The organism is Halolamina salifodinae (assembly GCF_017874235.1).
Classification (GTDB): domain Archaea; phylum Halobacteriota; class Halobacteria; order Halobacteriales; family Haloferacaceae; genus Halolamina; species Halolamina salifodinae.
On record NZ_JAGGLC010000001.1, the window covers coordinates 821,877 to 848,647 of the forward strand.

The 26,771-nt window shown below is 68.6% G+C and carries 30 protein-coding genes; 17 read left to right on the forward strand and 13 right to left on the reverse strand.

Features of this window, described 5'->3' with window-relative positions; all coding sequences use genetic code 11:
* Window positions 1–68 precede the first annotated feature (68 nt).
* The 5 genes from J2753_RS04340 to rpiA all read left to right on the forward strand — a co-directional run bounded on the left by J2753_RS04340 (window position 69) and on the right by rpiA (window position 5,258).
* Window positions 69–926: a hypothetical protein gene (locus J2753_RS04340; RefSeq protein ID WP_209490681.1), complete on the forward strand. Its 858-nt coding sequence runs from the start codon at window positions 69–71 to the stop codon at window positions 924–926.
* Window positions 927–1,000: 74 nt separating this feature from the next.
* The gene (locus J2753_RS04345) at window positions 1,001–1,846 is read left to right on the forward strand and encodes a VOC family protein (protein ID WP_209490682.1); all 846 of its coding nucleotides are present in this window, start codon (window positions 1,001–1,003) and stop codon (window positions 1,844–1,846) included.
* Between the two features lie 88 nt (window positions 1,847–1,934).
* Complete coding sequence (locus J2753_RS04350; RefSeq protein WP_209490683.1) at window positions 1,935–2,930, forward strand: radical SAM protein; 996 nt, start codon at window positions 1,935–1,937, stop codon at window positions 2,928–2,930.
* 323 nt (window positions 2,931–3,253) lie between these two features.
* The gene (locus J2753_RS04355; protein ID WP_209490684.1) at window positions 3,254–4,387 is read left to right on the forward strand and encodes an ORC1-type DNA replication protein; all 1,134 of its coding nucleotides are present in this window, start codon (window positions 3,254–3,256) and stop codon (window positions 4,385–4,387) included.
* Window positions 4,388–4,571: 184 nt separating this feature from the next.
* Complete coding sequence (rpiA, locus tag J2753_RS04360) at window positions 4,572–5,258, forward strand: ribose-5-phosphate isomerase RpiA (protein ID WP_209490685.1); 687 nt, start codon at window positions 4,572–4,574, stop codon at window positions 5,256–5,258.
* A gap of 63 nt (window positions 5,259–5,321) precedes the next feature.
* On the opposite strand, the gene J2753_RS04365 is transcribed toward rpiA, so the two are convergent.
* On the reverse strand, window positions 5,322–5,489 hold the full coding sequence (locus J2753_RS04365) for a DUF1931 family protein (protein ID WP_053946871.1): 168 nt from the start codon (window positions 5,487–5,489) through the stop codon (window positions 5,322–5,324).
* Between the two features lie 280 nt (window positions 5,490–5,769).
* On the opposite strand from J2753_RS04365, the gene J2753_RS04370 reads away from it, so the two are divergent.
* Both J2753_RS04370 and J2753_RS04375 read left to right on the forward strand, forming a co-directional pair.
* Window positions 5,770–5,925 carry a DUF7563 family protein gene (locus tag J2753_RS04370; protein WP_209490686.1) on the forward strand — a complete coding sequence of 52 codons (156 nt, stop codon included), beginning with the start codon at window positions 5,770–5,772 and terminating at the stop codon, window positions 5,923–5,925.
* 127 nt (window positions 5,926–6,052) lie between these two features.
* Window positions 6,053–6,313, forward strand: coding sequence for a GIY-YIG nuclease family protein (locus J2753_RS04375; protein ID WP_209490687.1), 261 nt, complete (start codon window positions 6,053–6,055; stop codon window positions 6,311–6,313).
* 33 nt (window positions 6,314–6,346) lie between these two features.
* Here J2753_RS04375 and J2753_RS04380 read toward each other — a convergent pair whose 3' ends face one another.
* Complete coding sequence (locus J2753_RS04380; protein ID WP_209490688.1) at window positions 6,347–6,958, reverse strand: NADPH-dependent FMN reductase; 612 nt, start codon at window positions 6,956–6,958, stop codon at window positions 6,347–6,349.
* A gap of 85 nt (window positions 6,959–7,043) precedes the next feature.
* On the opposite strand from J2753_RS04380, the gene J2753_RS04385 reads away from it, so the two are divergent.
* Window positions 7,044–8,462 carry a phosphoglucomutase/phosphomannomutase family protein gene (locus J2753_RS04385; protein ID WP_209490689.1) on the forward strand — a complete coding sequence of 473 codons (1,419 nt, stop codon included), beginning with the start codon at window positions 7,044–7,046 and terminating at the stop codon, window positions 8,460–8,462.
* 8 nt (window positions 8,463–8,470) lie between these two features.
* On the opposite strand, the gene J2753_RS04390 is transcribed toward J2753_RS04385, so the two are convergent.
* Window positions 8,471–9,619, reverse strand: coding sequence for a GNAT family N-acetyltransferase (locus J2753_RS04390; protein WP_209490690.1), 1,149 nt, complete (start codon window positions 9,617–9,619; stop codon window positions 8,471–8,473).
* A 39-nt stretch (window positions 9,620–9,658) separates the two neighbouring features.
* Entirely contained in the window at window positions 9,659–9,859 is a 201-nt protein-coding gene (samp2, locus tag J2753_RS04395) for a ubiquitin-like small modifier protein SAMP2 (protein ID WP_209490691.1), read from the reverse strand.
* Between the two features lie 595 nt (window positions 9,860–10,454).
* Here samp2 and J2753_RS04400 point away from each other — a divergent pair.
* Both J2753_RS04400 and J2753_RS04405 read left to right on the forward strand, forming a co-directional pair.
* Window positions 10,455–11,429, forward strand: a complete 975-nt coding sequence (locus J2753_RS04400; protein ID WP_209490692.1) for a replication factor C small subunit — start codon at window positions 10,455–10,457, stop codon at window positions 11,427–11,429.
* Window positions 11,430–11,577: 148 nt separating this feature from the next.
* A complete protein-coding gene (locus tag J2753_RS04405) occupies window positions 11,578–12,723 on the forward strand; it encodes a DNA primase (RefSeq protein WP_209490693.1) in 1,146 nt (381 codons plus the stop codon).
* On the opposite strand, the gene J2753_RS04410 is transcribed toward J2753_RS04405, so the two are convergent.
* The 6 genes from J2753_RS04410 to J2753_RS04435 form a co-directional block, all read right to left on the reverse strand.
* The gene (locus J2753_RS04410) at window positions 12,714–12,920 is read right to left on the reverse strand and encodes a DUF7472 family protein (protein ID WP_209490694.1); all 207 of its coding nucleotides are present in this window, start codon (window positions 12,918–12,920) and stop codon (window positions 12,714–12,716) included. The genes J2753_RS04405 and J2753_RS04410 overlap by 10 nt on opposite strands.
* 43 nt (window positions 12,921–12,963) lie before the next feature.
* Window positions 12,964–13,518 carry a Holliday junction resolvase Hjc gene (hjc, locus tag J2753_RS04415; protein ID WP_209490695.1) on the reverse strand — a complete coding sequence of 185 codons (555 nt, stop codon included), beginning with the start codon at window positions 13,516–13,518 and terminating at the stop codon, window positions 12,964–12,966.
* Between the two features lie 458 nt (window positions 13,519–13,976).
* Window positions 13,977–15,260, reverse strand: a complete 1,284-nt coding sequence (locus J2753_RS04420) for an adenosylhomocysteinase (RefSeq protein WP_209490696.1) — start codon at window positions 15,258–15,260, stop codon at window positions 13,977–13,979.
* Window positions 15,261–15,354: 94 nt separating this feature from the next.
* Window positions 15,355–16,659: an amidohydrolase gene (locus tag J2753_RS04425; protein WP_209490697.1), complete on the reverse strand. Its 1,305-nt coding sequence runs from the start codon at window positions 16,657–16,659 to the stop codon at window positions 15,355–15,357.
* A 44-nt stretch (window positions 16,660–16,703) separates the two neighbouring features.
* Window positions 16,704–17,078, reverse strand: coding sequence for a DUF7473 family protein (locus J2753_RS04430; protein WP_209490698.1), 375 nt, complete (start codon window positions 17,076–17,078; stop codon window positions 16,704–16,706).
* A gap of 3 nt (window positions 17,079–17,081) precedes the next feature.
* Complete coding sequence (locus J2753_RS04435) at window positions 17,082–17,642, reverse strand: TATA-box-binding protein (RefSeq protein ID WP_209490699.1); 561 nt, start codon at window positions 17,640–17,642, stop codon at window positions 17,082–17,084.
* A gap of 135 nt (window positions 17,643–17,777) precedes the next feature.
* On the opposite strand from J2753_RS04435, the gene J2753_RS04440 reads away from it, so the two are divergent.
* On the forward strand, window positions 17,778–18,836 hold the full coding sequence (locus J2753_RS04440; RefSeq protein WP_209490700.1) for a methyltransferase domain-containing protein: 1,059 nt from the start codon (window positions 17,778–17,780) through the stop codon (window positions 18,834–18,836).
* A 9-nt stretch (window positions 18,837–18,845) separates the two neighbouring features.
* Here J2753_RS04440 and J2753_RS04445 read toward each other — a convergent pair whose 3' ends face one another.
* Entirely contained in the window at window positions 18,846–19,448 is a 603-nt protein-coding gene (locus tag J2753_RS04445) for a protein sorting system archaetidylserine decarboxylase (protein WP_209490701.1), read from the reverse strand.
* On the reverse strand, window positions 19,449–20,471 hold the full coding sequence (locus J2753_RS04450; RefSeq protein ID WP_209490702.1) for an AAA family ATPase: 1,023 nt from the start codon (window positions 20,469–20,471) through the stop codon (window positions 19,449–19,451). It abuts the gene before it with no gap.
* 118 nt (window positions 20,472–20,589) lie between these two features.
* Here J2753_RS04450 and rnz point away from each other — a divergent pair, with 118 nt between their 5' ends.
* The 4 genes from rnz to J2753_RS04470 all read left to right on the forward strand — a co-directional run bounded on the left by rnz (window position 20,590) and on the right by J2753_RS04470 (window position 24,962).
* Window positions 20,590–21,522, forward strand: a complete 933-nt coding sequence (rnz, locus tag J2753_RS04455; protein ID WP_209490703.1) for a ribonuclease Z — start codon at window positions 20,590–20,592, stop codon at window positions 21,520–21,522.
* A gap of 52 nt (window positions 21,523–21,574) precedes the next feature.
* Window positions 21,575–23,566 (forward strand): DUF460 domain-containing protein, encoded by a 1,992-nt coding sequence (locus J2753_RS04460; RefSeq protein WP_209490704.1) that lies wholly within the window; start codon window positions 21,575–21,577, stop codon window positions 23,564–23,566.
* Between the two features lie 64 nt (window positions 23,567–23,630).
* Window positions 23,631–23,840 (forward strand): hypothetical protein, encoded by a 210-nt coding sequence (locus J2753_RS04465; RefSeq protein WP_209490705.1) that lies wholly within the window; start codon window positions 23,631–23,633, stop codon window positions 23,838–23,840.
* Between the two features lie 75 nt (window positions 23,841–23,915).
* Window positions 23,916–24,962: a tyrosine--tRNA ligase gene (locus J2753_RS04470; RefSeq protein WP_209490706.1), complete on the forward strand. Its 1,047-nt coding sequence runs from the start codon at window positions 23,916–23,918 to the stop codon at window positions 24,960–24,962.
* Between the two features lie 188 nt (window positions 24,963–25,150).
* Here the strand turns inward: J2753_RS04470 and J2753_RS04475 are convergent, their stop codons facing one another.
* Window positions 25,151–25,330, reverse strand: a complete 180-nt coding sequence (locus J2753_RS04475; RefSeq protein WP_209490707.1) for a DUF7470 family protein — start codon at window positions 25,328–25,330, stop codon at window positions 25,151–25,153.
* 133 nt (window positions 25,331–25,463) lie between these two features.
* On the opposite strand from J2753_RS04475, the gene eif1A reads away from it, so the two are divergent.
* Together eif1A and rio1 are read left to right on the forward strand one after the other, a co-directional pair.
* Entirely contained in the window at window positions 25,464–25,757 is a 294-nt protein-coding gene (gene eif1A / locus J2753_RS04480) for a translation initiation factor eIF-1A (protein ID WP_209490708.1), read from the forward strand.
* Window positions 25,758–25,875: 118 nt separating this feature from the next.
* Window positions 25,876–26,745 carry a serine/threonine-protein kinase Rio1 gene (gene rio1 / locus J2753_RS04485; protein WP_209490709.1) on the forward strand — a complete coding sequence of 290 codons (870 nt, stop codon included), beginning with the start codon at window positions 25,876–25,878 and terminating at the stop codon, window positions 26,743–26,745.
* Window positions 26,746–26,771 lie beyond the last annotated feature (26 nt).

Genomic DNA, 26,771 nt, shown 5'->3' on the forward strand with positions numbered 1-26,771 from the left:
CGTAGGAGACCCAGGCATATCTTCTTTCGGGGGTTGGCGTTTATCTCGGCGGCGGCCCTACCCCGGGTATGGATCGCGAGTCGGCACTGTCGACCGCCGCCACGCCGACACTCTCGTGGACAGTCACCCCCGAGACGAACCGCTGGCTCCACCTGCTCGCCTACGGCCTGATGGCGCCGCTGGGTGCTGTCGCACTCATTCTGGTCGGCGGCGCCGTCGCGGTCGCGGCGGCGTCGGTTCGCGAGGGAGCGTGGGCGGTGGTGCTCGCGCTTGGCGCAGTCGCGGTGGTCGCGCTCGCCCGGCCGCCAGTGCTGGCCGCACTGTTGAGCGAGGAGGCGTCGCTCGGACACGAGGACTGGCAGCCGAGCCGTCTCGGCGTCGCTCTCGCGTCGCTGGGCTGTGCCGTCGCGATGCTGCTGGCGTTTCAGCATTCGCCGGCGGCGGCAGGCGCCGTCGCCGCGCTGACGTTCGCTGCGGCGCTCGTCGGGATGGCGCTCAGCACGGACGCCGAAATCGACCGCGAGGCGATGGTGTTGGCCACCAAAGTTGGACCGTCGGTGTCGCTCAACGCGCTCTCCGGGGTTCGATCCGTGGCCGTCGGGTCGGTCGTGATCTACTGGCTCGCCTACGCCCGCGGTGCGGGGAGCCTGCGCGCGCCGCGTGTGCTCACGATCCCGCGCGAGCAGGCGACGGAGGTGCGCGAGGTTCTCGATGCGGGCGTCGACGCCGACTCGGGCGCCGATCCGGCCGGGCGTGCGGAGCGGGCAGTCGTCACGCTGGTCGGCCTCGGCGTGCTCGCGACGGGGCCGGCGCTGTTCCTGCTGATCGGCGACGCCGCCGCGGACGGGCTGTTGGTGATCGGCTACGCCGGGGTGTTCTCGCTCGTCTTCGCGGCGCCGATGCTCTGGTACGCGTGGAAGGGCTGAAAAGCGATCCGGCAGTAGTTCCCTCCGATGCCCGCAACGCTATACGGCCCCGAACCCGATTGGGAGCCGTAACAATGCCGAATACAGCCGACACAGACCGTCTCCCGGCGGAGACACGTATCGGACGAACCGCGCTCCGGGTCGACGATCTCGAGGAGATGACCGCATTCTACCGGGACGTGGTGGGACTCGAGACGCTCTCGGAATCGTCGTCGCGTGCAGTCCTCGGCGTCGCGGACACGTCGCTGCTCGTCCTCGACGCCGGGGCGTCGCCCCGCCCCGCGACGAGTGCCGGCCTGTTCCACAACGCCTTCAGAGTACCGTCGCGCGCGGCGCTGGGTGATGCGCTGGGCCGGATTCGGGATCGGGGGCAGTTGGACGGCGCGTCAGATCACCGCGTCAGCGAGGCACTGTACCTCTCGGATCCCGAAGACAACGGCATCGAGATATACCGGGATTTCCCGCGCGCGGAGTGGCCCCACAGCGACGACGGGCGTGTCCAGATGGGGACCGATCCGCTCGACCTCGATGCCGTGGCGCGTGCCGCCTCGGGGGAGTCGGGGCTCCCCGACGGGACGGACGTCGGACACGTCCATCTCGAAGTGAGCTCGCTCGAGGCGTTCGCCGCGTTCTACGTCGATACGGTCGGCTTCGAGCGCCAGATGATGATGCCGGATGCGGCGTTCGTCTCCGCCGGCGGCTACCACCATCACCTCGGCGCGAACACGTGGCACCGGCGCTCCGAGCCGGCGTCGGGAGCCGGGCTGTCGTGGTTCGAGGTCGTGCTGCCGGACGCGGACGCGCTCGACGCCCTCCGTGATCGGCTGGAAGCGAGCGAGTACGAGCCGACCAAAACTGACGGCGACATCGTCGTCGCGGGACCGGACGGGATCGAGGTCCGGTTCCGCACCGCGGCGTGAGCACTGCACCGGCGTCGACAGCGTGAGACGCCGCGACACGCCCGCACCGTGCCGCTTTTGGGGCTCGGCCGGGTAGCGAGGGTAACTGATGATCTCGAAGGGCTGCGAACAGTGCGCCAAGGGCGGGAAGATGGTGATGTTCGTCTACGGCTACTGTGACCAGCGGGACTGTTTCTACTGTCCCCTCGGCGAGAACCGCAAGAACGTCGAGCAGGTGTACGCCAATGAGCGGCCCGTCGAGAGCGACGAGGACGTGATCACCGAGGCAAAGCGCATGGACGCGATGGGATCCTCCATCACCGGTGGCGAACCCCAGGAGGTGCTCGAACGCACCTGCCACTACCTCGAACTGCTCAAAGACGAGTTCGGCGAGGACCACCACACCCACCTCTACACCGGCATCCCCGGCGGCCGGGAGAACATGCGCCGCCTCGCCGAGGCCGGACTGGACGAGATACGGTTTCACCCGCCGCTGGAACTCTGGGGCGACATGCACGGCACCGAGTGGGAGGAGATCCTCTACATCGCCCGCGAAGAGGGCCTGACGCCGGCGTTCGAGATCCCGGGCATCCGGCCCGAACCGGAGTTCCTGGAGTTCCTCGACGAGGGCGCCGCCGACTTCTGTAACATCAACGAGTTCGAGATGTCCGACGGGAACTACCGCCGGATGCAGGAGGAGGGGTTCGAGCGCAAGGAGGGCCACATGAGCGCTGTCGAGGACAGCCGTGGCGACATTCTGGACGTGATGGGCGACCACGAGAAGGTGTACTTCTGCACCTCGGTGTTCAAGGACGCCGCCCAGCACCGTCGGCGGCTGAAGCGGATGGCCCGGAACGTCCGCCGGGAGTTCGACGACGTGACCGACGACGGGACGCTGGTGTACGGGAAGAGCTACGCCGACCCCCGGCGCTTCGAGGACCTCGGGGTGCCCGATGAGTACTACACCGTGAAGTCCGACCACGTCGAGGTGGCGTGGTGGCTGCTGGAGGAGATGATCGAGGACGGCGACGTCGAGGAGGGTGAGATCGTCGAGCAGTACCCGAACTACGACGGAACCGTGGTCGAGCGGACGCCGTTGGCCTGATCTTCTGCAGTGGTGGTTCGTCGACCGCGCGAGCGGAGTCCTCGCGAACGAAGTGAGCGAGGGCACGGGAGAGCTTTGCTCTCCCGGAGCGAGCGCGGGCCGACGAGCGACTAACAGGAGTGGTTCGAAAGGTACTGCGTGCCTTTCGTCATCACGAGAGAACTTCGCTCTCTCGAACGACGAGGAGCGCTTTTGATCGAGCTTTTGCAAGGGCCCTCTGGGGCCCGCAGCAAAAGGTCGAGGAGAAAGGTCGGGCCACACAGTCCAAACACCGCACCCACTGCTCGTAAACCGTTAAGTGGTCACCGCCGACAGTGTGAGCCATGACCGGGGACTCCGGCGACATGCTCTCGTGGGACGAGTCCGTGTTCCGCGACGAGTCCGTCTTCGAAGTCGACTACGTCCCCGAGACGTTCAAACACCGCGAGAGCCAACTGGAGAGCCTGAAGTACGCGCTCCGGCCCGCCGTCCGTGGCTCCCGCCCGCTCAACACCGTGATCCGCGGGCCGCCCGGCACCGGCAAAACCACCGCGGTCCAGAAGCTGTTCGGCGAACTCGGCGTCGAGGCGCCGAACGTCCGCACGGTCCGGGTCAACTGCCAGGTCGACTCCACGCGCTACGCGGTGTTCTCGCGGCTGTTCCAGAGCGTCTTCGACTACGAACCCCCCTCCTCCGGCGTCTCCTTCAAGAAGCTGTTCGAGCAGGTGACCGACCGCCTCGTCGAGTCCGAGGAGGTACTCATCGTCGCGCTCGACGACGTGAACTACCTGTTCTACGAGAACGAGGCCTCCGACACGCTCTACTCCCTCCTCCGCGCGCACGAGACCCACGCCGGCGCGCGCATCGGCGTCGTCGTCGTCTCCTCGGATCTCTCGCTGTCCGTAATGGACGAACTCGACTCCCGGGTCCAGAGCGTGTTCCGCCCCGAGGACATCTACTTCCCAACCTACGACGCCCCCGAGATCGTCGATATCCTCCGGGAGCGCGTCGAGCGCGGCTTCCACGAGGGCGTCCTCTCCGCGCCCGAACTCGACCGCGTCGCCGAACTCACCGCCGAGAGCGGCGACCTCCGGGTCGGGATCGACCTGCTGCGCCGCGCCGGCCTGAACGCCGAGATGCGGGGCTCGCGCACCATCTCCGAGGCGGACATCGAGGAGGCCTACGAGCGCTCGAAACACGTCCACCTCGCGCGCAGCCTCCGGGAGCTATCGGACTCCGAGCGCGCGCTGGTGCGCGTGCTGGCCGAACACGGCGGCGAGCAGGCCGGCACCGTCTACGAGGCGTTCCACGAGAAGACGGATCTGGGCTACACGCGCTACTCCGAGATCGTGAAGAAGCTCGAACAGCTCGGCGTCATCGAGACCGAGTACGCCGACGTGGAGGGGCGCGGGCGCTCGCGCTCGATCACGCTGGCCTACGAGCCGGAGGCGGTTCTGGATCGGCTTGAGGACGAGTGAACCAGTCACGTTAACGAGAGCTGCAAGCTCTCGTTCGCCAACCAGAACGCTTCGCGTTCTGGTGACGGCGAGCGCGCGGCGCTGACGACGGTCAGTGCCGCCAAGCCCATGCCGTGACTGTGTAGCGATCTACGATCCCACTTCTGCCGACGCACCTTTCTCCCCACCTACCGAACGCCGGCCCATGAAGCAGACCGGCGGCAGCGACGAGGCGAAGCGACGCGCGGGCGAGTCGGCGGCCGACATCCCCGAGGACGGCGACGTGGTCGGCCTCGGCACGGGCAGCACGGCCGCCCACGCCATCCGCGAACTCGGCGAGCGCGTCGACGCCGGCCTCGACGTTCAGGGCATCCCCACCTCCTTCCAGTCCCGCGAACTGGCCCGCGAGGCCGGCATCCCGCTGACCAGCCTCGACGAAGCCGATCCGGACGTGGCCATCGACGGCGCCGACGAGGTGGCCGAATCCGGCGCGCTCGTGAAGGGCGGCGGCGCCGCCCACGCGCGCGAGAAACTGGTGGATAGTGCCGCCGACCGGTTCGTCGTCGTCGCCGACCCCTCGAAGGAGGCCGACCAGCTCTCTCACGCCGTTCCAGTGGAAGTGCTGCCCGACGCCCGCAAGCCGGTGGCCGACGCCGTCCGCTCGGCCGGCGGCGATCCCACGCTGCGGACGGCCGAGCGGAAGGACGGCCCCGTGGTGACCGACAACGGAAACCTCGTGCTCGACAGCGCGTTCGGCGAAATCGACGACCCGAGCGGGCTGGCACGGACGCTGTCGGTCACGCCGGGCGTCGTCGAACACGGCCTGTTCGTCGGGCTGGCGGACGAACTCCACGTCGGCGACGCTGACGGCGTCGCGGTCACGCTGTACTGACGGGAGCGCCGCCGCTGGGTGATTAGCACGTCAAAAAGCGGGGATCGGAAACGGGTTCCGGATTTAAAGGTCGCGCGGCTGGACCGTCTTCCGGTCGTTCTCCTCGGCGCGGCGCGCCGCGTCGTCGAGCAGCTCCTCGACTTCCTCGTCCAGGGCGTCGTAGAAGTCCGAAGCGACGTTCTTCTCATCGAGGTACTCCTTGACGGCGGCCTTGACGATAAGGTTCGACATATGCGTCCCTTGCTACTGGGCGCCACTTAATAAGATTTCCCAAATCGACCGAAGGGACCACTCCACGCCGCCGAATCGAGGGGGACGGTCCCCGTCGTGCCCTCGGCACGCGGGCGCCGACGCTAGGATGGGTCGATACAGCGGCCACCGGAGTGAACAAAACCGCCGTACGAGCCGCCGGTGGTTCGTTTCGCGGGAGGGTATGTTGAATACCCGCAAACCTATTGAGCCAGCGGTGGCGTAGCTCACCCTGCCGGTACCGGTGAAAGCCGGCCAACCGATGTCACGCTGTGACCACTGCGGGTCACACGTCTCCGAGCGCTTCGCACGCGTGTTCGCGGACGGAAAGGGCCGGCTCGGCGCCTGCCCCTCGTGTGCCGCGAACGCCGGCATCGCGGAGGTCGCGCGGGACCGGACCCGCACCGAAACCCACTGACGGGGAATCGCCACACGACTGCCTCGTGTCCGGTGTGGCCCCGGGCCATGCCGGGACCCATCCACGCATCCCACTTTTCGTCGCCGTCGACCGCGTCGCTTAGGCCCCCCGCCGCCCTGCAGTCCCCGTGCACTACGTCTACGTCCTCTCGTGTGCGGACGGCACGCTGTACACGGGCTACACCACCGACGTGGCCCGGCGCGTCGCCGAACACGACGCCGGCGAGGGCGCGAAGTACACCCGCGGCCGGACGCCCGTCGATCTGGTCCACGTCGAGTCCTTCGAGAGCAAGTCCGCCGCGATGTCCCGGGAGTACGCGATCAAACAGCTCTCCCGAACCGAGAAGGAACGGCTGGTCGAGTCCTCGCCGGCGCCGGAGATGGAGTAGGCTGTTTCTACCAACACCAGTCCGGAGTCGGCGCTACCAGTCGGGTTCGCCCTCGATCCGGATGAACTCGGGTGCGCGCCGGGCGTACGTCCCCACTCGGTAGCCGAGTTTGCAGGTGCGGGCGCGCAGGTCGTCGTCGACGAACGTGTACTGGCTCGCCGCGCCGATTTCGTCCGGTGCTGGCTCTCGGGTCCGTTCCGCGAACCGGTCGCCGGCGTCGCGCAGGCCGACCTGCGAGGGGAGCACCCAGCCGTGGACCCCGCGGACGGTGGTGCGCATGTCGTTCAGCGTATCGGCGATGGTGCCGCCGCCCGCGGCGACCAGCAGGCCGACGACCGTCTCCTCGTACTCGTCGAAGCCGCAGTAGTCGTGGAAACTCCGGAGCCCTCCCGAGTAGGAACTGTGGTAGACGGGGGAGCCGAGGATCACGCCGTCGGCCTCCCGGACCGTCGCGAGCAGCGATTCGGCGTCCCCAGCCTCGGCGGTCGCCCGGTCCGGGTCGTACAGTGGCAGGTCCGCTTCCGCCAGATCGATCAGTTCCGTCTCGACACCCGCGGTTTCGGCGGCGTCCAGCGCGTAGCGGAGGGCGGCCTTCGTGTAGCTTCCGTCGCGGAGACTCCCGCTGACGGCGACGACTCTGGTCATGCCGTCGCGGTTCACGGCTCCCCGGGAAAAACGGGTCGGTCGGCGACAGCCCCGTTTTTTCTGCCCCACCCGCGAACGCCACTGTATGACCGATCCCACCGAGGCCATCCAGTTCGGGACCGACGGCTGGCGGGCGACGCTGGACACGTTCACCGACGACCGCGTCCGCATCGTCGCCCAGGCCGTCGCCGACTACCTCCGCGAGGCGGACGCCGAGGGCCCCGTCGTCGTCGGCTACGATGCGCGAGCCTCCTCGCCCGGGTTCGCCGAGAGCGTCGCCGACGTGCTCACGAAAAACGGGTTCGACGTGATTCTCCCCGAGCGAGACTGCCCGACCCCGGTCGCGGTCTGGACCGTCGTCGACCGGGACTGTGCCGGCGCCGTCGTGCTCTCTGCCTCCCACAACCCCCCGGAGTACAACGGGATCAAGTACTTCCCCGGCGACGGCGCGCCGGCGATGCCCGACGTGACCGACCGCATCGAGGCGAACCTCCGCGAACCCGAACCACTCCCGGAGTCCGAGCACGGCATGGTCGTCCGGGACGACCTCGTGACCCCACACGTCGAGGCGGTTACGGACCTCGTCGCCTCGCTGGGGTTCTCGCCGACCGACGCCGACGGAAACCTCGACCTCTCGGGCGTGACGGTCGCCTACGACGCGATGCACGGCTCCGGTCGGGGTGTGACCGACGCCGTACTCGAACGTGCAGGGGCCGAGGTCCAGCGCCTGCGCTGTGAGGACGACCCCGAGTTCGGCGGCGGCGCCCCCGAACCAGCCGAGTCGAACCTCCACGCGATGACCGAACGGGTCGTCGACGGCGACGTTGACATCGGCCTCGCGAACGACGGCGACGCCGACCGCATCGCGGTGGCGACGCCCGCGGGCTACCTCGGCGAGAACCGCTTTTTCGCCGCGACGTACGACGCGCTGCTGGAGGAAAATTCGGGGCCGGCAGTCCGTACGGTATCGACGACGTTCCTGATCGACCGGATCGCGGATGCCCACGGCGAGCGCGTGATCGAGACCGCAGTCGGCTTCAAGTGGGTCGCCGACGCGATGGGCGAACACGACGCGCTGATGGGCGGCGAGGAGTCCGGCGGCTTCTCGATCCGCGGGCACATCCGGGAGAAGGACGGCGTGCTGATGGCGCTGCTGGCCTGCGCCGTCGAGGCCGCTGAACCGTACGACGACCGCATCGAACGTATCGAATACGAACACGGCGGTATCGTCGCCGACAAACTCAGCGTCGACTGCCCCGACGACCAGAAGGCTCGCGTGATCGACGAACTGGAGGACGTGATCCCCGACGAGATCGCCGGCGTCGCCGTCGAGCGTACCGTCACCGTCGACGGCTTCAAACTCCTCTGTGCGGACGGGTCCTGGCTGCTGGTCCGGCCCTCGGGGACGGAGCCGAAACTCCGGGTCTACGCCGAGGCGTCGACGGAGGCCCGCGTCGAGGCGGTACTCGACGCTGGCCGTGAACTCGTCGCGCCGCTGGTCTGAGTCGGCGGTCAGTCGACCGTCCGCCGGCCCCAGAACCGACTCCCCTCTCGTTCGACTTCGAACCCGACAGATTTCCAGAACCCACGCACGCCGGCCCGGAAGTCCGCGGTGACGGTGCCACCCTCGTCGGCGACGGCGGCCTGCACGAGCGCGGCGCCGATGCCCCGGCCGCGGTGTTCTCGCCGGACGGCGACGCCCTCGATATGTCCCTCGCGCATCACCAGCGCGCCGATCACCCAGTCGCCGTCCTCGGCCAGTAGGACCTCGCCTTCCGGCGCAGCGTCGCGGACGGTGGAGCCGTCGATGTCCAGTAGCGCGCCCTGCAGCACCCGCATCGCGTCGACCACGTCGTCGTTGCCGCCGCGCCGGAGTTCGATCCCGGCGGGGAGATCGACGCCAGCGGGCGTTTCCAGCGGGCGTTGGGGCTTGGGCGGCTGTTTGCGCGAGAGCACTTCCGCCCCTTGGTCCGGTTCCGGCGCGTCGTCGGGTGCGGGCGTCGAGTCGGCGGACTCGGCGGGTTCGGCGGACTCGGCGGCCGATTCAGGCGTCGCTGCCTCGCTGGTCGAGTTCGCCGAGTCTGTCGACGCTGTCGAACCAGTATCGTCGATGACCCGTTCGCTCTCCGACCGGGGGGCGATCCGGTCGATATTCGGCGAGGAGTCGGCGGCGTCGTCGGCGTCGAGGGTGGCGGCGTGGTCCAGCGCGTCGAGGATCTCGTCGATGCGCGGGCGATCCGTGCGGGAGTCCCCGCGGTGGGCGAACGTCTCGATCGGGTCGGACCAGCGCAGGTCGAGAACGATCACGGCGGGCATTCGTCCGATCACGTCGTGGATCCGGCCGAGCAGGCCGAACCGGGTCGGCTGCTCGAAGTGGTCGCCGAGTTCGGTGTCGGCGTCGGCGATCACCGGGAACGGCAGGTGGTACTGCTTCTGCCACTCCGCGGCGGTCTCGCGGTCCTCGGGCAGCACCGACAGCACCTCGGCGTTCCGGGTTTCGAACTCGTCGTAGCGTTTCTTCACGCGGCGGATCTGCTGTCGGCACTCGCTGCAGTAGAAATCCCGGTGCAACAGCAGCACCGCGAACTCCGTCTCCAGATCCGCGAACGTGAGCGGGTCGGGGCCGGGCCCGACGTTCGGCAGCACGAACCCGCTGTTCATACCCCGACGACGGGCCGGGAGTACAAAACGCCGACGCCGTTAGCCGCCGGCGATCAGGCGCAGGATTCGGACGTGGTCGACGGCGACGGGGGCGTCCTCCGGGACGGGCGAGTCGTCGACGAGCACGGTCACCTCGTGGGGGCTGTAGCCCACCTCGCGGACGACCGCGGCGTAGTCGGCGTCGTCGGGGACCGTCACGGTTCGCTCGTCCTCGCCGACGATTTCGACGCTGACCTCCATACTCGCGGGTGGACGGGCCGCGGGTTTGAGGGTTGTCCTCCTGGGTTATTGGGCTCTTTGGGGCCGATGATTGTGTCGGCAGCACCTCGTTCGTTGGACTCTGGGACCGCAGTGTGCCGGGCACGAGGCCCGGCACAGCACCGAGTCCCCACCCCTCCCCCCGCGCTCGCGACTATCGCGAGCGCGAAGCGTCCACCGCTCCGCAACTGCACCGCGGCGGCGGTGGCGCGTGACGTGAGCAGGGCGAGAGCGAAGCTCTCGCTGGCCGTGCGGGCGACGCACGGGTCGCCCGCACAACGCGTTGGCGCGAACGAGCGCGCGAGGGATGAGCGAACGAAGTGAGCGAATCGGCTGGGGAGGATGTGGGCAGTGGGTGGGACTGAAAGGGGCTGTCGGCTCGGCGAACCCGGACGAAGCAAGCACTGGAGCGGAGCGAAGCGCGCAGCGAGTCCCGGGAGCCGAGCCGACAGGGGCTTTCTCGGTGCTGTTCACCACTTCGAGAACGAACTCCACGTAATCAGTCACCACCGCTAATAACCCAGATAATCGGCCCATCTCCGGTCCGTTTATGCCCCGGCCGCGCCCGTATTCAGGTATGAGCGACGCCGACGCCGAGGAGACGGGCCGGGAGATCTGGATCGAGAAGTACCGGCCCCAGACCCTCGACGACATCCACGGGCAGGAAGAAACCATCGAGCGCGTGAAAAGCTACGTCAAGGGCGGTGAGCTGCCGCACATGCTCTTTACAGGTCCTGCCGGAGTTGGTAAAACGACGACTGCAACCGCAATCGCCCGCGAGATCTACGGCGACGACTGGCGCGGCAACTTCCTCGAACTCAACGCCTCCGACGAGCGCGGGATCGACGTGGTGCGGGACCGAATCAAGAACTTCGCGCGCTCGGCCTTTGGCGGCGAGGACTACCGCATCATCTTCCTCGACGAGGCCGACTCCCTGACCTCGGACGCCCAGTCCGCGCTCCGCCGGACGATGGAGCAGTTCTCGGACAACACCCGCTTCATCCTCTCGTGTAACTACTCCTCGAAGATCATCGACCCGATCCAGTCCCGGTGTGCGGTGTTCCGCTACTCCCCGCTCTCGGAGGAGGCTATCGCAGGCCAGATCCGCGAGATCGCGGAGACCGAGAACATCGAGATCACCGAGGAGGGCCTCGACGCACTCGTCTACGCCGCCAACGGCGATATGCGCCGCGCGATCAACAACCTCCAGGCCGCCGCGACGACCGGCGACGTGGTCGACGAGGAAGCGGTGTATACCGTCACCGCCACCGCCCGGCCCGAGGAGGTCGAGGAGATGGTCGCCGCCGCCGTCGCCGGCGACTTCCCGAAGGCCCGCGCGACGCTTGACACCCTCCTGACCGACGTGGGGATGGCCGGCGGCGACATCGTCGACCAGCTCCACCGCTCAGCGTGGGAGTTCGACCTCGACGACCGCGCGGTCGTGCGCCTGCTGGAGCGACTCGGCGAGGCCGACTACCGCATCGCCGAGGGCGCGAACGAGCAGGTGCAGTTGGAGGCGCTGCTGGCGTCGCTGTCGCTGAAGGACGAGTAACTGACCGCGAGCGAGGGCGAAGCCCGAGCGAGCGGGGCGGTTTTTTGGTCGAGCTTTTTGCGAGGAGCGGTGGGCCGCAGGCCCACCCGACGAAGCAAAAAGGTCGAGGTCCGAAGTCCTTATTCGGTCCGCTCCGAAAGCCCGGGGTATGCAGCCGCTTCACGCCCGCTACCCCTTCTTCGACGACGCCCGCGAGGCCGTCGGGGAGGTGGGGGCTCCGGTGCCCGAACTGGCCGAATCGGGCGCCCCAGCCGTCGAGCGCGGCCGCGAGCGCGTCGAGCGCGCGCTGACCGAAGGCACCACCGCGCCCGCCGAGCCGAGCCGCTGGAGCGACGAAGCCGAACTGCTCTCCTACCCCGTCTCGCGCGTGCTCGTCTCCCTCTTGGCGGAGGAGCGGGCCGTCGAGAAGTACGCCACCGCGGAGGCCGCCACCGCGGCCGCGCGCTTCGCCGACGACGTGACTGGCGGCGACGACGGCCTCCGGAGTACGACCGACGCCTCCGTCTCGCTGCCGCAAATTCTCCGGGAGTTTGACCTCGAGGACGCGGTCCGGGAGGAACGCCTCGCGGGCGCCGACCGAAACCGCAGCGCGGGCGCGACCGACCGCGACTGGTACCGCGTCGGCGTCGAGCAGTTCCTCCTGCTCTCGGGCGACTGGGGCGAGGCGTGGCGCCTCGTCAACCGCGAACTCGCCGACGGCGAGGTCCGAACCCAGCGCGGCGAACTGTACGGCTCCGACGGCCAGGGCCTGCTCGTGGAGGCCGTCCGCCGTCGGGTCTTGGCGGGCCTGCCGTTCGATTTCGGCGACGACGACGAGCGCCAGGATGCACTAGAGGACGCGCTCGCGGAACCGCTCTCCTCGCTCCGGGACCTGCTGGGCGAGCGCGTCGTCGCCGGCGACATCGACGCCGTGCTCCCCGACCTGTTCCCGGAGTGCATCGACGCCCTCCGGGAGCGCGCCGAGAGCGAGGAACTGGACGAAACCGAGTCGTTCGCGCTGCTCTCCTTCCTCGCGGCCATCGGCCTCGACGCCGAGGAGGCGGTCGCGTTCTGTGCGGAGACGACGCTCGATCCGCGGCAGGTGCGCTACGCGGTCGAGCGACTCGGCGAGAAACGCGGCGCGCAGTACCCGACGCCGTCGTGTGAGACGCTATCGGCCTACGGGATCTGTACGAACCAGAACGGGCACCGCGAGCGGTCGAACCACCCGCTGGTGCTCTACCGTGAGCGCGTCAGGGAGACCGACCCGGACGACCGGGTCGACTGGCGCGAACGGGAGTTAGCTCAGTCCTGACTCGCGAAGTAGACGCCCAGCGCACCCATCAGCAGGATGAAGCCGACCAGCGCGCCCAGCAGCGCGAGCCCGCCGGTTTCGGTGAGTCCGTCGGCGCCACCGTAGCTGGTACCGACGAAGATGAACGAGGCGATGAACAGCAGGACGGCGGCGATCGAGAGCACGATCTTTCGCCCCATGCCCTCCTCGATTTCCATACAGCGAATCGCCGGGGCGCACCCTAAAGCACTTCGATGCGGCTCACGCGAGCGCGTCGGCGGCCTCCTCGACGCTGAGGGTGCCGTCGGCGACGGCCTGCAGCAGCTTTCGGACGCCGTCGTCGGCCCCGTCAGCGTCGCCGTGGCCACCGTCGGGGTTGGCGTGCCCGCGGTCGGTGGCCTCCTCCAGCGTGACTTTCTGCGTGTCGCCAGCCAGTTCCGGGAGGTCGACGCCGTTGGCCAGCGCGGTCTCCTTTTTCACGCGGTAGTTGCCGCCATCGGTGGTGTAGCAGTCGCCGGGGTGGAAGAAGTACCAGTCCTCGCGGTCGAAGCGGACGCCGATGCGGGGTTTGGCACCGAAGTTCTGGGCGAAGTAGACGAGTGCTTGGACCTCCTCGCCGGTGAGGTAGATCGGGTCGCCGGCGGAGGATTTGGCCTCGATGGCGTAGAACGCGTCGGCGTTGCCCGCGAGCACGTCCGGGAGTTCCCGCTGGGTGGCGCCGCCGCTGGCGGGGGCCCGCATCACGGCGAAGCCGGTGTCGTCGAGGCGGTTGACGAGTTCGCGCTCCCGTCGGTCGCCTTTCCGGTTCGTGGGCATGGGTTGTGGTGTGGTGTGGGTGGGGAAAAGGTGGTCGGTGATGGGTTGGCGTCGCGGGGTTTGGTGTGTTCGGTGGGATCTGGGAGGGCGCTCACTGGAAGAACGACGACGACAGCAACAGCAGCTTGATCGTTGGCAACTTGCGGCCGCAGGGCGCCGGGGACAAGCCCCGGCGCAGTCCCGAGTCCCCACCCCTCCCCCCGCGCTCGCGACAGGCGCGAGCGCGAGGCGTCCACCGCAACCGCGGCGGCGGTGGCGCGAAGCGGACGCGACCTTGTGTCGCGACTCAGCGCGAGGGACGAGCGAGGGTTAAGCCCGAGCGAGTCGGTTGGGGAGGCTGTGGCTGCGGCGCGCGGCGGTGCGGTCACAAGTGGTCATGGGAACTCCGCGGTGCTGTTCGCGGTCGCTGTCGCAACAACCCACTCAAAAGCACGCCAAAAAGAAACGCTACAACCGAATCAGGTCCCGTGCTGCCACGAGGCCATGTACTCGACCTGCTCGTCAGTAAGCCCGTCGTGTTCCACACCCTCCGCAGCCAGTTTGATCTGTGCGACCTCCTTGTCCAGTTCGTCCGGCACCTCGTGGACGCCCGCCTCGTAGCTGTCGCCGTTCTCGACGATCTCCCGGACACAGACAGCCTGAATCCCGAAGGACTGGTCCATCACTTCGACCGGGTGGCCCAGGCCGACAGGCGCGGCCAGGTTCACCAGCCGTCCCTCCGCAAGCACGTTCAGTCGGCGGCCGTCTTCCATCTCGAACGCCTCGACGCCGTCGCGTGCCTCGTAGCGGTCGACCGCGAGGTCGTCGAGTTCGTCGAGGTTGATCTCTACGTCGAAGTGGCCGGCGTTGGCGAGGATGGCGCCGTCCTGCATCTCCTCGAAGTGGAGTTCGGTGATCACGTCGCGGTTCCCGGTGGTCGTGATGAACACGTCGCCCTGCCGGGCGGCCTCGGCCATCGGGAGCACGTCGTAGCCCTCCATGTGCGCTTCGAGCGCCTTGCGTGGTTCGACCTCACAGACGACCACGTTGGCGTCCAGACCCTCGGCCTTCTTGGCGACGCCCTGCCCGCAGTAACCGTAGCCGGCGACGACGACGGTTTTGCCGGCCCACGAGAGGTTCGTGGTCATCGCGATAGCGGAAAGCGCCGACTCGCCCGTGCCGTGGACGTTGTCGAACAGGCGCTTCATCGGGGTGTCGTTGACCGCGAACATCGGGTACTTCAGCTCGCCGTCCTGGTCCATCGCGCGCAGGCGGTGGACCCCAGTGGTCGTCTCCTCGGCGCCGCCGACGATGGAGTCGATCAGTTCGGGGTGCTCCTGGTGGATGCGGAACACCATGTCCGCGCCGTCGTCGACCGTGATCGTCGGCTCGTGGTCGATGACGGACTCGATGGCGGCGTAGTACTCCTCGTCGTCGACCCCCCGCACTGCGTAGGAGGTGACGTTGTCGACGGCGTCCAGCGCGACGGACACGTCGTCGTGGGTCGAGAGCGGGTTGCAGCCAGTGACCGCGACCTCGGCGCCGCCGATGGCGAGCGTCTCGACGAGCACGGCCGTCTTGGCCTCGACGTGCATCGCCATCCCGATGGTCTCGCCCGTGAGGGGTTTCGTGGCCGCGAAATCCTCGCGGAGCGACTGGAGGATGGGCATGTGCTGGAGCGCCCAGTCCATCTTCTGGCGACCCTCCTCGCGCAGGGCCTCGACGTCCTCGACGTGCGCGGTGACGCGCTCGTAGGAACTCATGGCTGTGGGTTCTGGGAGTGGGAGCAAAACGGTGTCGAACGCCACGCGCACACAGGACAGGAACAGGTGGTCGACAAAGACGGAGCGGCGACGCCTACGCCACCCGCTCTACCAGATCCGCGGCCTGCTCTTCCGCGCGCTCTTTCACCGCCTCGGCGTCCATCGTCTGAATTTCCTGGTCCTCCATCAGCACCTGCCCGTCACAGACCGTGTGGCGCACGTCCTGCCCGCTCGCGGCGTAGGCGAGGTGGCTCACCAGATCGTGTTCGGGCGTCAGATGCGCAGCATCCAGATCGACGACCGCCAGATCCGCCGTCGCGCCCGCCTCGACGCGGCCGGCGTCGAAGCCAAGCGCCGCCGCCGAGCCCTCGGTGGCCATCCGGACCGCCGCGCTGGCCGGCACCGCGGCGGCGTCCTCGGCGCCGAGTTTCCCCAGCATCGCGGCGTCGCGGATCTCGTCGAACATGTCCAGATCGTTGTTCGACGCCGCGCCGTCGGTGCCGAGGCCGACCGTGATCCCGGCGTCGAGCATCGCCTGCACCGGGGCGATCCCGGAGGCGAGTTTGGCGTTCGAGGCCGGGCAGTGGACCGCCGTCGCCTCCGAGTCGGCGAGTCGCTCGATTTCCTCGTCGTCGACGTGGACGCAGTGCGCGAGGAAGTCGCCGTCCTCAAGCAGGCCGATCTCCTCGGCGTACTCCAGCGGTCGGACGCCACGCTCGTCGACGATGGGGTCGACCTCGTCGGTGGTCTCGTTGGCGTGGATGTGGACCGGCACGTCGACCTCGCGGGCGCGCTCGACGGCGTCGCACAGAAGTTCCTCGTTGACGGTGGTCAGCGAGTGGGGCATCACTGCCGTCGAGATGCGGCCGCCGCCGAGGTTGTCGTACTGGTCCGCGAAGTTGACGCTCTTCTCCATGTCCGCGCGGGCGTCCTCGGGGTCCTTGCCGACGGAGACGAAGCCGTGGCCCAGCATCGCGCGCAGGCCCGACGCCTCGACGACGCCGGCGACGTGTGGCTCCTCGAAGTACATGTCCGCGAAACCCGTTGTCCCGGTGCGGATCATCTCCACCGCGGCGAGTTCGGTGCCGATACGGATGTCCTCGGCGGTGAGTTCACCCTCCGCGGGCCAGATGTCCTCCTGCAGCCACGCGTCGAGGGGTTTGTCGTCGGCGTACCCCCGGAGCAGCGCCATGGCGGCGTGGCCGTGGGCGTTGATCAACCCCGGGATGACGAGGCCGCCCTCGGCGTCGAGGGTCTCGGCAGGGTCGGTATCGGGGTCCGGGTCGGGGTCGGCGACTGACTCGATGGTACCGGTCGACTGATCGACGAGGACGTCCGATTCGGTGACGGAGTGGTCGGGGTGGAGCACGCGACCGTTCGCGATGTGGAGCGTGGGCATGGTCGAGCGGTCGGGGCGGGGGGAGCGTTAAGCCGTCGTTCCCGCTACACCGGCGCCGACCCGATCAGCACCACCAGCGCGAACAGCATCGCGCCGAGGATGACGCTCACGACGAAGTGGATCAGTACGGCGGCGGCGAGCAGCCGACGGCCGAGATCGTGGAGATAGCGGAACGCCGCGGCGTCGACGGCCAGCGCGGCCGCCAGCGCGAGGAAGGAGGGGAGTTCGAACGTCGCGGCGAGGAAGGCGATGGCCGCGATGGGCGGCCCCACGAGCGCGTGTCGGCGGAGCGACACGTCGCCGAGCAGATTCCGCGCGGCGAGAAACGCCGTGAACGAGAGGAACGCCGCGAACGCGACGTACGTTGCCAGCACGGGGAGGGTCGTGGACTGCAGCGGGCCCAAGGAGAGTACGAGCATCCCTCAGTCGAGCAGCCCGAGTTCGGCGAGGCGCTCGGAGATCACGTCGACGGCCTCGGCGGCGTCGCTGGGCGCCTTCCCGCCGGTGATCACCAGCTTCCCGGAGCCAAAGAGGAGGGAAACGACGTCCGGTTCCTCCAGGCGGTAGACCAGCCCGGGGAACTGCTCTGGCTCGTACTCGATGCTCTCGAGGCCGAGCCCGATGGCGATGGCGTTGAGGTTCAGACTCTCGCCCAGGTCGGCACTGGTGACGATGTTCTGGACCGTGATCTCGGGGTCCTCCTCGATGGGGATGCTCAGGTCGCGGAGCTTCTCGAAGACGATTTCGAGGCTCTCATAGACGGCGTCGGTTGACTTCGCGCCGGTGCAGACGATCTTGCCCGAGCGGAAGATCAGCGCGGCGGATTTGGGGTCCTCGGTGCGGTAGACCAGCCCCGGGAACTGCTCGGGGTCGTAGTCGGCGCCCTCGAGGTCCATGGCGACGCTCTGGAGATCGAGCTCCTGGCCGATGCCCGTCGAGGCAACGACGTTCTCGATGGTGATCGTCTCCTTGGGATCGGTCATCGCCTTAAGTGTCGAGGGTGAGGTTTAAATAGGTTGGTGAGTCCGGCAAGCAAGGAACCGCCCGAGGGGACGGCGTCGACTCCGCCGGGGCGGCGGAACGCCAGCCTCTTTCCCGCCGCGGGCGCACCGGGAGGCGTGTACTGTCTCGAACTCGCCGGCGAGGACGACGCGTTCGCGGCCCGCGAAGCCGAGGCCGCGGCGGCCGGCGTCGACCCCCTCGCGCCGGGGCTCGCGCTCGCGGGCCACGTCGACCGCGAGCGACTCCGGGGGCTGGCCTATACCCACGCCGCCGACGAGCTGGTGGCCCGAACCGAGGCAGGGATTCACGCTGCCGAAATTGCGCTCGAGGCGGCGGCGCCGTTCGACCGCGAGGGCACTGTGGCGGTCCGCGCACGTGACGTACGCGGGCTGACGGGCGTGAGCACCGCCGACGCCGAGCGCCGACTCGGCGGCGTGCTCGTGGCACAGGGCTACGAGGTCGACCTCGACGACCCCGATCACGAACTTCGAGCGCTGTTCTCCGCCGCGGAGGGACTGGAAGATCCGGACGGCTCGGAGGGCGCCGACGCACCCGGACGAATTCCCGCGAGCGACGGCGTCTGCGTGCTGGGCTGGCTCGGTACGGAGTCCGAGCGGGGCTTCGGCGAGCGCCGCCCCACGGACCGGCCGTTCTTCCAACCCGGGAGCATGGCGCCGATGGACGCCCGGGCACTGGCGAACATCGCCGGCGCGGCGCCTGGGCGGACGATTCTCGACCCCATGTGCGGTACCGGCGGCACGCTGATCGAGGCGGGTCTCGTCGGCGCCGACGTGGTCGGGACCGACGCCCAGTGGAAGATGGTCCGCGGGACGAAGAAGAACCTCGACGCACTCGTGGAGGGGGTCGACGCCCACGTTTCCCGCGCGGACGCGACCCGACTCCCGCTCCGGGACGACGTCGTCGGCGGCGTCGTCTTCGACGCGCCCTACGGCCGGCAGTCGAAGATCGCGACTCACCGGCTGGAGGACCTCGTCGGGGGTGCGCTCAGAGAAGTCGCACGGGTTAGCGGCGACGACGCGACCTGTGTGCTGATGGCCGACCGCGACTGGCGCGAAGCCGTGGCACCGACCGAGTGGCGGGTCACGGACCGCTTCGAGCGCCGGGTTCACGGCTCGCTGACCCGGCACGTGCACGTCCTCGAAAAGCCGCCCTGATTACGCCGCCTACGCCGCCGGATCGACGGCGACGACCGACTCGCCGGCCGTCACGTTCTCGCCCTCCTTCACCCGCAGATCCGCGAACTCGACGCGTTCGGGCAGGAGCACGTCGGCGCGACTGCCGAAGCTGATGTGTCCGAGTCGCTCGCCGCGTTCGAGGGCGTCGCCCTCCTCGATGTAGGGGTGGATCCGCCGGGCGAACCAGCCGGCGATCAGCGACACCTCGAACTCCCCACAGTCGATGTCGACGCGCTCGTTCCGGTCCGAGTCCTTCGTGAACGCCGGCTTGTTCGCGCCGGGGCGGTGGGTGACTGATTCGACGGTTCCCGACGCCGGCGCGCGGTTGACGTGAACGTCGGTGACGTTCATGAACACCCCCACGCGGATGCGGCCCTCCTCCTCGCGGATCACCGAGACGCTGCCGTCGGCGGGGGCGACGTACCCCGATTCGGGCGGCTCGCGGGCTGGGTCGCGGTGGAACAGCACCGCCGCGATCCCCAGCGCGACGAGTCCAAGGCCGAACGGGCCGGAGACGGGCGTGAGGAGGAACCCAGCGAGCAGCGGCGGGACGCCGTACTTTATCGCGCCGGGCGAAATTCCTCGGACCATTCAGGCCTCCCCCCGCAGCGAGTCGTGGCCCGCGGCCCACGCACTCAGCAGGTGGGTGAGGTGGATCGTGTCGTCGGAGCCCTCCGTGAGGTCGAGGCCCGCCTCGCCGGCGAGCTGGTGGAGGCGCGCGAGCTTCTCGCCCGAGTAGTCGCTCCGGGCGACCCGGAGGAGCTCCTGCAGCAGTTCCTCGCCGTCGTACCCCTCGTCGAGCAGGTCGTCGACGGTCGAGCGGGCTGTGGAGAAATCGCCCTCCGACGCGGCGGTGAGCGCGGCCGAGAGGTCGTCGTCGTGGCCCACGCCGTCGAGCACCTCGTAGGCCGCCTGCATCGTCACTTCCTCGTGCTGGGCGGCGGTGGTCTGGGCGCTCAACACGGCCTTCCGGAGGTCGCCGTCGGCGTAGCCCGCGAGGAACTCCAGGCCGTCCTCGTCGTACTCGGCGGCCTCGGCGTCGAGGATGTCGGCGAGCACGCCCTCGATCTCGTCGTGGGAGGGTGCGCGGACGGGGACCGGGAAACAGCGCGACCGGATCGGCGCGATCAGCTTCGAGGGCTGGCGCGTGGCGATCACGAACTGGGTGGTGCGGTGGTGCTGCTCCATCACGCGGCGCAGCGCCTGCTGGAAGTCCTCGCGGATCGCCTCGGCGTTGTCCAGCAGGATCGTCTTGAACTCCCCCGAGACGGGGGCGTAGCTGGCGGACTCCTTGAGCACGCGGTTGATCATGTCGCGTTTGGCCATCCGGCTCCGGCCCTCGAGGAACTGCGCGAACCGGGGGTCCTCCCGGATCTCCTTTTTCGTGCGGTCGAAGAAGTCCGCGACGTTGATCTCCACGAGGTCGTTGTCGGGGTCGGCGTGGGCCTCGCGGGCCAGCGCCCGCACGGCGGCGGTCTTGCCCGCCCCCGGCGGCCCCTGCACGACGAGGTTCATCGGTTCGTCGACGGCCCGCTCGAGTCGCTCGCGGGTCTCGGACTGGGGGAGGTCCGCGATGGCGGGCGCGTAGCGCTCTGTCCAGAGCGGTTCGTCCATTACTGCAGCGTAGCCGCGCGGGCGGTAAGAAGGGCTCGGTCGGGCGTTCTCGACGGGCACGCGCGCCGACGATCACGGAGTCGACAGCCGTAAATCCTCGCCGGAACGACTCCCGCCCATGACTCTCCGGACGACGTTCCTCGGCACCAGCGGCGCCGTCCCGACCACGCGTCGGGGTCCCAGCGCCGTGATGGTGCACCGCGAGGGCGAGCGGTTCCTCTTCGACTGCGGCGAGGGGACCCAGCGCCAGATGATGCGGTTCAACACCGGCTTCGACGTCGATCACGTGCTGCTGACCCACCTCCACGGCGACCACGTGCTCGGCCTCCCCGGCCTGCTCCAGACCTGGGACTTTCAGGACCGCACCGACGCGGTCGCGATCCACTGCCCACCCGGCTCCCGGAAGCAGGTCCGTGACCTCGTCACCGCCGCCGGGCACGACACGGCGTTCCCGGTCCGGATCAACGAGGTCACCCCCGGCAGCGTCGCTATCGACCGCGAGGAGTTCGAGATCCGCGCGTTCGAGACCGAACACCGCACCACCTCACAGGGCTACGCGCTGGTCGAGGACGACCGCAAAGGGCGCTTCATGCGCGAGAAAGCCGAGGAGGAACTGGGGATCCCGCCCGGCCCCGCCTACGGGAAACTCCACGCCGGCGAGACGGTCGAACTGGAGGACGGCCGCGTGATCGAACCCGAGCGCGTCGTCGGCCCGCCGCGGCCCGGCCGTTCGCTGGTCTACACCGGCGACACCCGGCCCGTCGACGCCACCGTCGACGCCGCGGAGGCGCCTGATCTGCTGATCCACGACGCGACGTTCGACGACGAGATGGCCGACCGCGCGCGCTCGACCGGGCACTCGACCGCTCGCGAGGCCGGCGAGGTCGCGGAGCGGGCGGACGCGAAACGGCTGGCGCTGACCCATATCTCCTCGCGCTACCCCGGCGACGCCCGCGAACTCGGCCGGGAGGCCAGCGCGGCGTTCGACGGCGAGTGTTTCGTCGCCGAGGACGGCCAGACGGTGGAGATTCCGTTCCCGGACAAGGAGTAGCGGGCGTCCACCCCGGCGTCGGATATTTAGCCGGCAAGCGCCAATCTGACGTGTGAACGCCCCGAGCCCCACCGACGGGCCGGTGTTCGGCGTCGACATCCAGAGCGGCGACGTCCGCGGCGACGCGCCGACCTACGCCCTCGTGATCCTGCGACCCGACGAGGACCGACTGGACCGCGACGCCGTCTCGCGCCGGAAGCTCCGCCGACTCATCGAGCAGGAGGAGCCCACCCGGCTGGCCGTCGACAACATGTACGAACTCGCGGCCGACAAGAACGCTCTCGTCGGATTCCTTCGCTCCCTCCCCACCGGCACGGATCTCGTGCAGGTCACCGGCGCGAACCGGCCGGAACCACTCTCCCGAGTCGCCAACCGCCACGGCGTCCCCTACGCCAAGAAGCCGATGAAGGAAGCCGAGGCAGCGGCGCGACTGGCCTACCGGAACATCGGCCAGCACGTCACCGCTTTCAGCGACACGACGACCGTGAAAGTCTCCCGTGGGCGCTCGACGGGCGGGGGTGGCGGGTGGAGCGAGGACCGGTTTACCCGCCGGATCCACGGCAACGTCCGCAAGGCCGCCCGGGAGGTCGAGTCCGACCTCGACGACGCGAACCTCGACTACGAGAAGGACGTGACCGAGAAGTACGGCGGCCTCTCGAACGCGGTTTTCACCGTCGAAGCGCGGCCGGAGGACATCCCCGTCTCCTCGATCCGGAACGGCGACGTACGGATCGAGATCGACCGCGAGCGCCGCGACGGCATCGAGTTCGAGCCGCTCGTCAAGCGCCGCGACCACGTCGTCGTCGGCATCGATCCCGGGACGACGACGGCCGCCGCAGTTGTGGGGATCGACGGCACCGTCCACGATCTCTACTCCTCACGCACCGGCGATACGGCCGAACTCACCGAGTGGCTGATCGAGCGCGGTCGCCCGATACTGGTCGCCGCCGACGTGACGCCGATGCCCGAGACGGTCGATAAGTTCCGGCGGACGTTCGACGCCGCCGGCTGGGCGCCCGAATCGGACCTGCCGGTCGACGAAAAGCTCCACCGCACCCGCGAGCACGCCCACGAGAACGACCACGAGCGCGACGCGCTCGCGGCGGCGCTGTACGCCGTCGACGACCACATGGACCAGTTCGAGCGCATCGCCTCGAAGGTGCCACCGAAGTTCGACCGCGAGGAGGTCATCGCCCGCGTGGTTTCGGGCGAGAAGTCGGTCGAAGCCGTGATCCGGGAGCTCTCGGACGACGACGGCGCCGAGGAGCAGGAGGACGAGGAACACGAGGAGCGCGAACTCACCGACGAGGAGCGCCGCATCCGGCAGTTGGAGGAGCAGGTCGGCCGCCTGCAGGACCACACCGAGGAACTGGAGGCCAAACTGGAGGAGAAAGAGGAGAAGATTCTGGAGTACGAGCGCGAACTCAGCGACGCCCGCAAGCAGGAGCGCCGCGAGGCCCGCGAACGCCGCGAGGTGAATCGGCTGGAGCGCCGCGCCGAACGCCTCGAACGTGAGCGCGACAAGGCCATCGCCGAGAACGAGGCGCTGCACGACAAACTCGCGCGGCTGAAGACGCTCTGGAAGCTCGACCACTCGAACTTCAGCGACGTGGCGGGCGACCGGGATCTGGTGGCGGTGAAGATCCTGCCCCAGTTCACCCGCGACGCCGTCGAGCGCGCCGACGAGGAGTTCGGCCTCGCCGCCGGCGACGTGGTCTACCTCCGGGACGCCAGCGGCGCCGGCACGTCGACGGCCGAACGGCTGGCCGAGACCGACCCGCGACTGGTGCTCAAGAACGGGAATCTCTCCGAGGAGGCCGATGCGGTGCTGTTCGACCACGAGATCCCCGTCGCACCCGCCGATCCCGTGACGATTCAGGAGATCGACGAACTGGCGGTGGCCCGCGAGAGCGAGGTCGAGGAATCGATTGCGGACTGGAAGGACCGCGCCGAGGAACGCCGGCGCGAGCAGACCGAGAGCATGATGGACCGCGTGATTTCGGAACACCGCGCGGACGAACGGCTGGGCGGCGAGGGCGCGTAGGCGTCGCCACACTGGCGCGGCATCTCGGGGAGACTTTTCACAGCCTCGTGAGAAACGGAAAACGATGAGGGAAGGCTACGTCGCGATGGGTCTCGTCTTCGTCGCCCTCGGACTCCTGATGATGGCGTACCCTCGCCGCCTCGGTCGCTTCCGGAACAGGGGCGCGGTCGATTCGGAGCCGACGTCAGGCCTCAAAAAGCAGATCCGATACCTCGGTGGGCCGCTCGTACTCGTTCTCGGCGCGTGGCTGACGGTCCTCGCGCTCTCAGGATAGCGGGGGCAGTCTCGGCCATCAGGACCGTCAACACGCATCCAGAAAGCCTAACCGCCCGCTCGAAGGATTCGGAGTATGGACGCACACGACCTGATCACCCGCAACGCCGCGGAGGTCGTCACTGAAGAGGAGGTCGAGGAGATCGCAGCCGACCTCGAGGAGCGGAGCTCCTCTGGCAGCCGGACGCAGTCCGGCGATCCCGAGGGCAAGCGCGCCTACGTCGGCTACGAGCCGTCGGGCGTGCTCCACATCGGGCACATGTTGGGCGCGAACAAACTCATCGACCTGCAAGAGGCGGGGATGGAGGTCGTGATCCTGCTCGCGGACGTACACGCCTACCTCAACGGCAAGGGCACCTTCGAGGAGATTCGCGAGACAGCGACCCGGATGCAGGAGCAGTTCGTCGCCTACGGCCTCGACGAGGAGCGGACCGAGTTCGTGCTCGGCTCGGAGTTCCAGTTCGGCGAGGAGTACACGCTGGACCTCCACGCGCTGGAACTGGAGACCACGCTCTCCCGCGCCGAGCGGGCGATGTCCGAAATCGGCTCCGGCGACTCCGTGACGGTGTCGCAGGCGGTCTACCCGCTGATGCAGGCACTGGACATCGAGTACCTCGACATCGACCTCGCAGTCGGCGGGATGGAGCAGCGCAAGGTGCACATGCTCGCCCGCGACACGCTGCCGAGCATCGACTACGAGGCGCCGACGTGTCTGCACACGCCGCTGATCTCCGAACTCTCGACGGGGATCGGGAAGATGTCCAGCAGTTCAGGCGTCACCATCTCGATGGAGGACTCGACCGAGGAGATCGAGGACAAAGTCAACGGCGCGTTCTGCCCGGCCGGCGAGGTCGACCCCGAGCCGACCGAGGAGGACGAGGCGCGCAACAACCCCGTGCTCGAAATCTTCGAGTACTTCGTGTTCCCGCGCTTCGACGAGGTGGTCGTCGCGCGCCCCGACGAGTACGGCGGCGACCTGCGCTACGACGCCTACGAGCAGTTGGTGAGCGACTTCGCGTCGGGCGAACTCCACCCCGCGGACGCGAAGTCGGCGCTCGCGCGGTACCTCGACTCGCTAATCGAGCCGGGACGGGAGAAGCTGATGGAGCAGCGAGGCGGGTAAACGCGAACGGGGCGGGACCGAAGGTCCCGCCGGCAACGGAGTGAGCGGTAAACCGCCTCGAAAGCGACCGCTGAGCGTAGCGAGGCGGGAGCAGCGAGCCTAGCCAGCCACGGGGCGTGACCAGTCGTCGACTCCGGCCGACGACGACGGAGCGGATCCCGTGGCTGTGCGACTGCCGTTCTCGCCGGTTAGAACATCCCGAACTGCTTGAGCAGGTTCCCGACGAGTGCGCGCACGACCAGCCCCAGCCCCGCGAGGACGAACGCGAGGCCGGCGGCGACGATTGGTGCCTGCCACGCGACCAGCGCGATGCCGCCGAGGACGAGGAGTATACCGACGATACCGCCGATTCCGAGTCGTTCGTACATGACCCCGACTGGGTGGGGTGCGGTGAAAACGGCGACGGTCCCACTTTTCCGAGAGTAGTGGAGGCACGTGAGACGCCGTCGCTCGCGGTTGCTCCCACAGCGCTTAACCCGGATAGCGTGTAAGGCAGGGCCGATGAGCAACGACGACCTCCCCGAGGGGATCCGGGCCCCCGAGGACGACGAGCTATTCGCCGAGGTAGTCGAGATGCTCGGCGCGAATCGGGTGCGTGTCCGGTGTGCCGACGGGGAAGAGCGAACCGCGCGCATCCCCGGGCGGATGCGCAAGCGCGACTGGATCCGCGAGGGTGATCTCGTGCTCGTGAGCCCGTGGGACTGGCAGGACGAGAAAGCCGATATCGAACACCGCTACGAGAACCGCGAAGCCGAACAGCTACGAGAAGGCGGCTACGTTACTGGAAACGTCTAACGCCGACCGCGGCGAGTGACCTGCCGGGGCCGCCGTGCACCGGCGACGGAGCGTGATGCCGTGGTCGTGTGACGACGCCGGACCATCCTTTTACGCCGCGACCACCTAGCACGGGTGAATGAGTGAGGACTACGGCTTCGTCGACGAGGAGATGGCGAAGCCCGGCGACGAGTTCGAGGAGATCGAGGTCGCCGACACCGAGGTCGACAGCACCGCCCGCCGGCAGGACCGGGAGTTCGACGAGTTCCGCAAGCGCCTGAAGAACGTCGAGCGGCTCAAAGTCGAGCAGGGCGCCTTCGACGACGCCACGCTGGCCGCGCTGTACAAACTGGTTCAGGACGGCCACGTCGGCGCCTTCGGCGGCCCGCTGTCGACCGGGAAGGAGGCCAACGTCTACGAGGCCCGGGGCGAATCGGGCAACGTCGCAGTCAAGATCTACCGCATCAACGCCTCGGACTTCCGGCAGATGCGGGAGTATCTCGAGGGCGACCCCCGGTTCGAGGGGCTGGAGAACAACAAGAAAGCGACCGTGCTGGCGTGGACGCGCAAGGAGTTCGCGAACCTCAAGCGCGCCGCGAAAGCCGGCGTGCGCGTGCCCGAACCCATTGCCGTCCAGCGAAACGTGCTCGTGATGGAACTGGTCGGGCAGGCCGACGAACGCCGTGCGCCCCGACTCGCCGAAGTCGACGTGGAGAACCCCCAGCAGGCCTACGAAGTGGTCCGGGAGTACATGCGACGACTCCACGCGGCGGGGCTGGTTCATGGCGACCTCTCGGAGTACAACATGATCGTCCACGAGGGCGAACTGGTGATCATCGACATGGGGCAGGCAGTCACCGTCCACCACCCCAACTCCGGAGAGTTCCTCACGCGGGACTGTAAGAACGTGGCGGCGTTCTTCTCGCGGCAGGGCATCGACGTGACCGGCGAGGAACTGGAGGCGTACGTCACCGAAGCCGATCCCGCGAGCGACGAATCCGCCGAGTGACGGCCTGACGAGGAACCCTTACAACC

Excerpts from the sequence above, each read along its gene's own strand:
- J2753_RS04340 (WP_209490681.1), top strand. The coding sequence starts at position 69 with ATGGATCGCGAGTCGGCACTGTCGACCGCCGCCACGCCGACACTCTCG.
- hjc (WP_209490695.1), bottom strand. The coding sequence starts at position 13,518 with ATGCCCACGAACCGGAAAGGCGACCGACGGGAGCGCGAACTCGTCAAC.
- J2753_RS04410 (WP_209490694.1), bottom strand. The coding sequence starts at position 12,920 with ATGGAAATCGAGGAGGGCATGGGGCGAAAGATCGTGCTCTCGATCGCC.
- J2753_RS04350 (WP_209490683.1), top strand. The coding sequence starts at position 1,935 with ATGATCTCGAAGGGCTGCGAACAGTGCGCCAAGGGCGGGAAGATGGTG.
- J2753_RS04430 (WP_209490698.1), bottom strand. The coding sequence starts at position 17,078 with ATGCTCGTACTCTCCTTGGGCCCGCTGCAGTCCACGACCCTCCCCGTG.
- rpiA (WP_209490685.1), top strand. The coding sequence starts at position 4,572 with ATGAAGCAGACCGGCGGCAGCGACGAGGCGAAGCGACGCGCGGGCGAG.
- J2753_RS04365 (WP_053946871.1), bottom strand. The coding sequence starts at position 5,489 with ATGTCGAACCTTATCGTCAAGGCCGCCGTCAAGGAGTACCTCGATGAG.
- J2753_RS04445 (WP_209490701.1), bottom strand. The coding sequence starts at position 19,448 with ATGGTCCGAGGAATTTCGCCCGGCGCGATAAAGTACGGCGTCCCGCCG.
- J2753_RS04435 (WP_209490699.1), bottom strand. The coding sequence starts at position 17,642 with ATGACCGATCCCAAGGAGACGATCACCATCGAGAACGTCGTTGCCTCG.
- J2753_RS04470 (WP_209490706.1), top strand. The coding sequence starts at position 23,916 with ATGGACGCACACGACCTGATCACCCGCAACGCCGCGGAGGTCGTCACT.
- rnz (WP_209490703.1), top strand. The coding sequence starts at position 20,590 with ATGACTCTCCGGACGACGTTCCTCGGCACCAGCGGCGCCGTCCCGACC.
- J2753_RS04450 (WP_209490702.1), bottom strand. The coding sequence starts at position 20,471 with ATGGACGAACCGCTCTGGACAGAGCGCTACGCGCCCGCCATCGCGGAC.
- J2753_RS04345 (WP_209490682.1), top strand. The coding sequence starts at position 1,001 with ATGCCGAATACAGCCGACACAGACCGTCTCCCGGCGGAGACACGTATC.
- rio1 (WP_209490709.1), top strand. The coding sequence starts at position 25,876 with ATGAGTGAGGACTACGGCTTCGTCGACGAGGAGATGGCGAAGCCCGGC.
- J2753_RS04380 (WP_209490688.1), bottom strand. The coding sequence starts at position 6,958 with ATGACCAGAGTCGTCGCCGTCAGCGGGAGTCTCCGCGACGGAAGCTAC.
- J2753_RS04355 (WP_209490684.1), top strand. The coding sequence starts at position 3,254 with ATGACCGGGGACTCCGGCGACATGCTCTCGTGGGACGAGTCCGTGTTC.
- J2753_RS04385 (WP_209490689.1), top strand. The coding sequence starts at position 7,044 with ATGACCGATCCCACCGAGGCCATCCAGTTCGGGACCGACGGCTGGCGG.
- J2753_RS04465 (WP_209490705.1), top strand. The coding sequence starts at position 23,631 with ATGAGGGAAGGCTACGTCGCGATGGGTCTCGTCTTCGTCGCCCTCGGA.
- J2753_RS04370 (WP_209490686.1), top strand. The coding sequence starts at position 5,770 with ATGTCACGCTGTGACCACTGCGGGTCACACGTCTCCGAGCGCTTCGCA.
- J2753_RS04390 (WP_209490690.1), bottom strand. The coding sequence starts at position 9,619 with ATGAACAGCGGGTTCGTGCTGCCGAACGTCGGGCCCGGCCCCGACCCG.
- eif1A (WP_209490708.1), top strand. The coding sequence starts at position 25,464 with ATGAGCAACGACGACCTCCCCGAGGGGATCCGGGCCCCCGAGGACGAC.
- J2753_RS04405 (WP_209490693.1), top strand. The coding sequence starts at position 11,578 with ATGCAGCCGCTTCACGCCCGCTACCCCTTCTTCGACGACGCCCGCGAG.
- samp2 (WP_209490691.1), bottom strand. The coding sequence starts at position 9,859 with ATGGAGGTCAGCGTCGAAATCGTCGGCGAGGACGAGCGAACCGTGACG.
- J2753_RS04400 (WP_209490692.1), top strand. The coding sequence starts at position 10,455 with ATGAGCGACGCCGACGCCGAGGAGACGGGCCGGGAGATCTGGATCGAG.
- J2753_RS04425 (WP_209490697.1), bottom strand. The coding sequence starts at position 16,659 with ATGCCCACGCTCCACATCGCGAACGGTCGCGTGCTCCACCCCGACCAC.
- J2753_RS04475 (WP_209490707.1), bottom strand. The coding sequence starts at position 25,330 with ATGTACGAACGACTCGGAATCGGCGGTATCGTCGGTATACTCCTCGTC.
- J2753_RS04420 (WP_209490696.1), bottom strand. The coding sequence starts at position 15,260 with ATGAGTTCCTACGAGCGCGTCACCGCGCACGTCGAGGACGTCGAGGCC.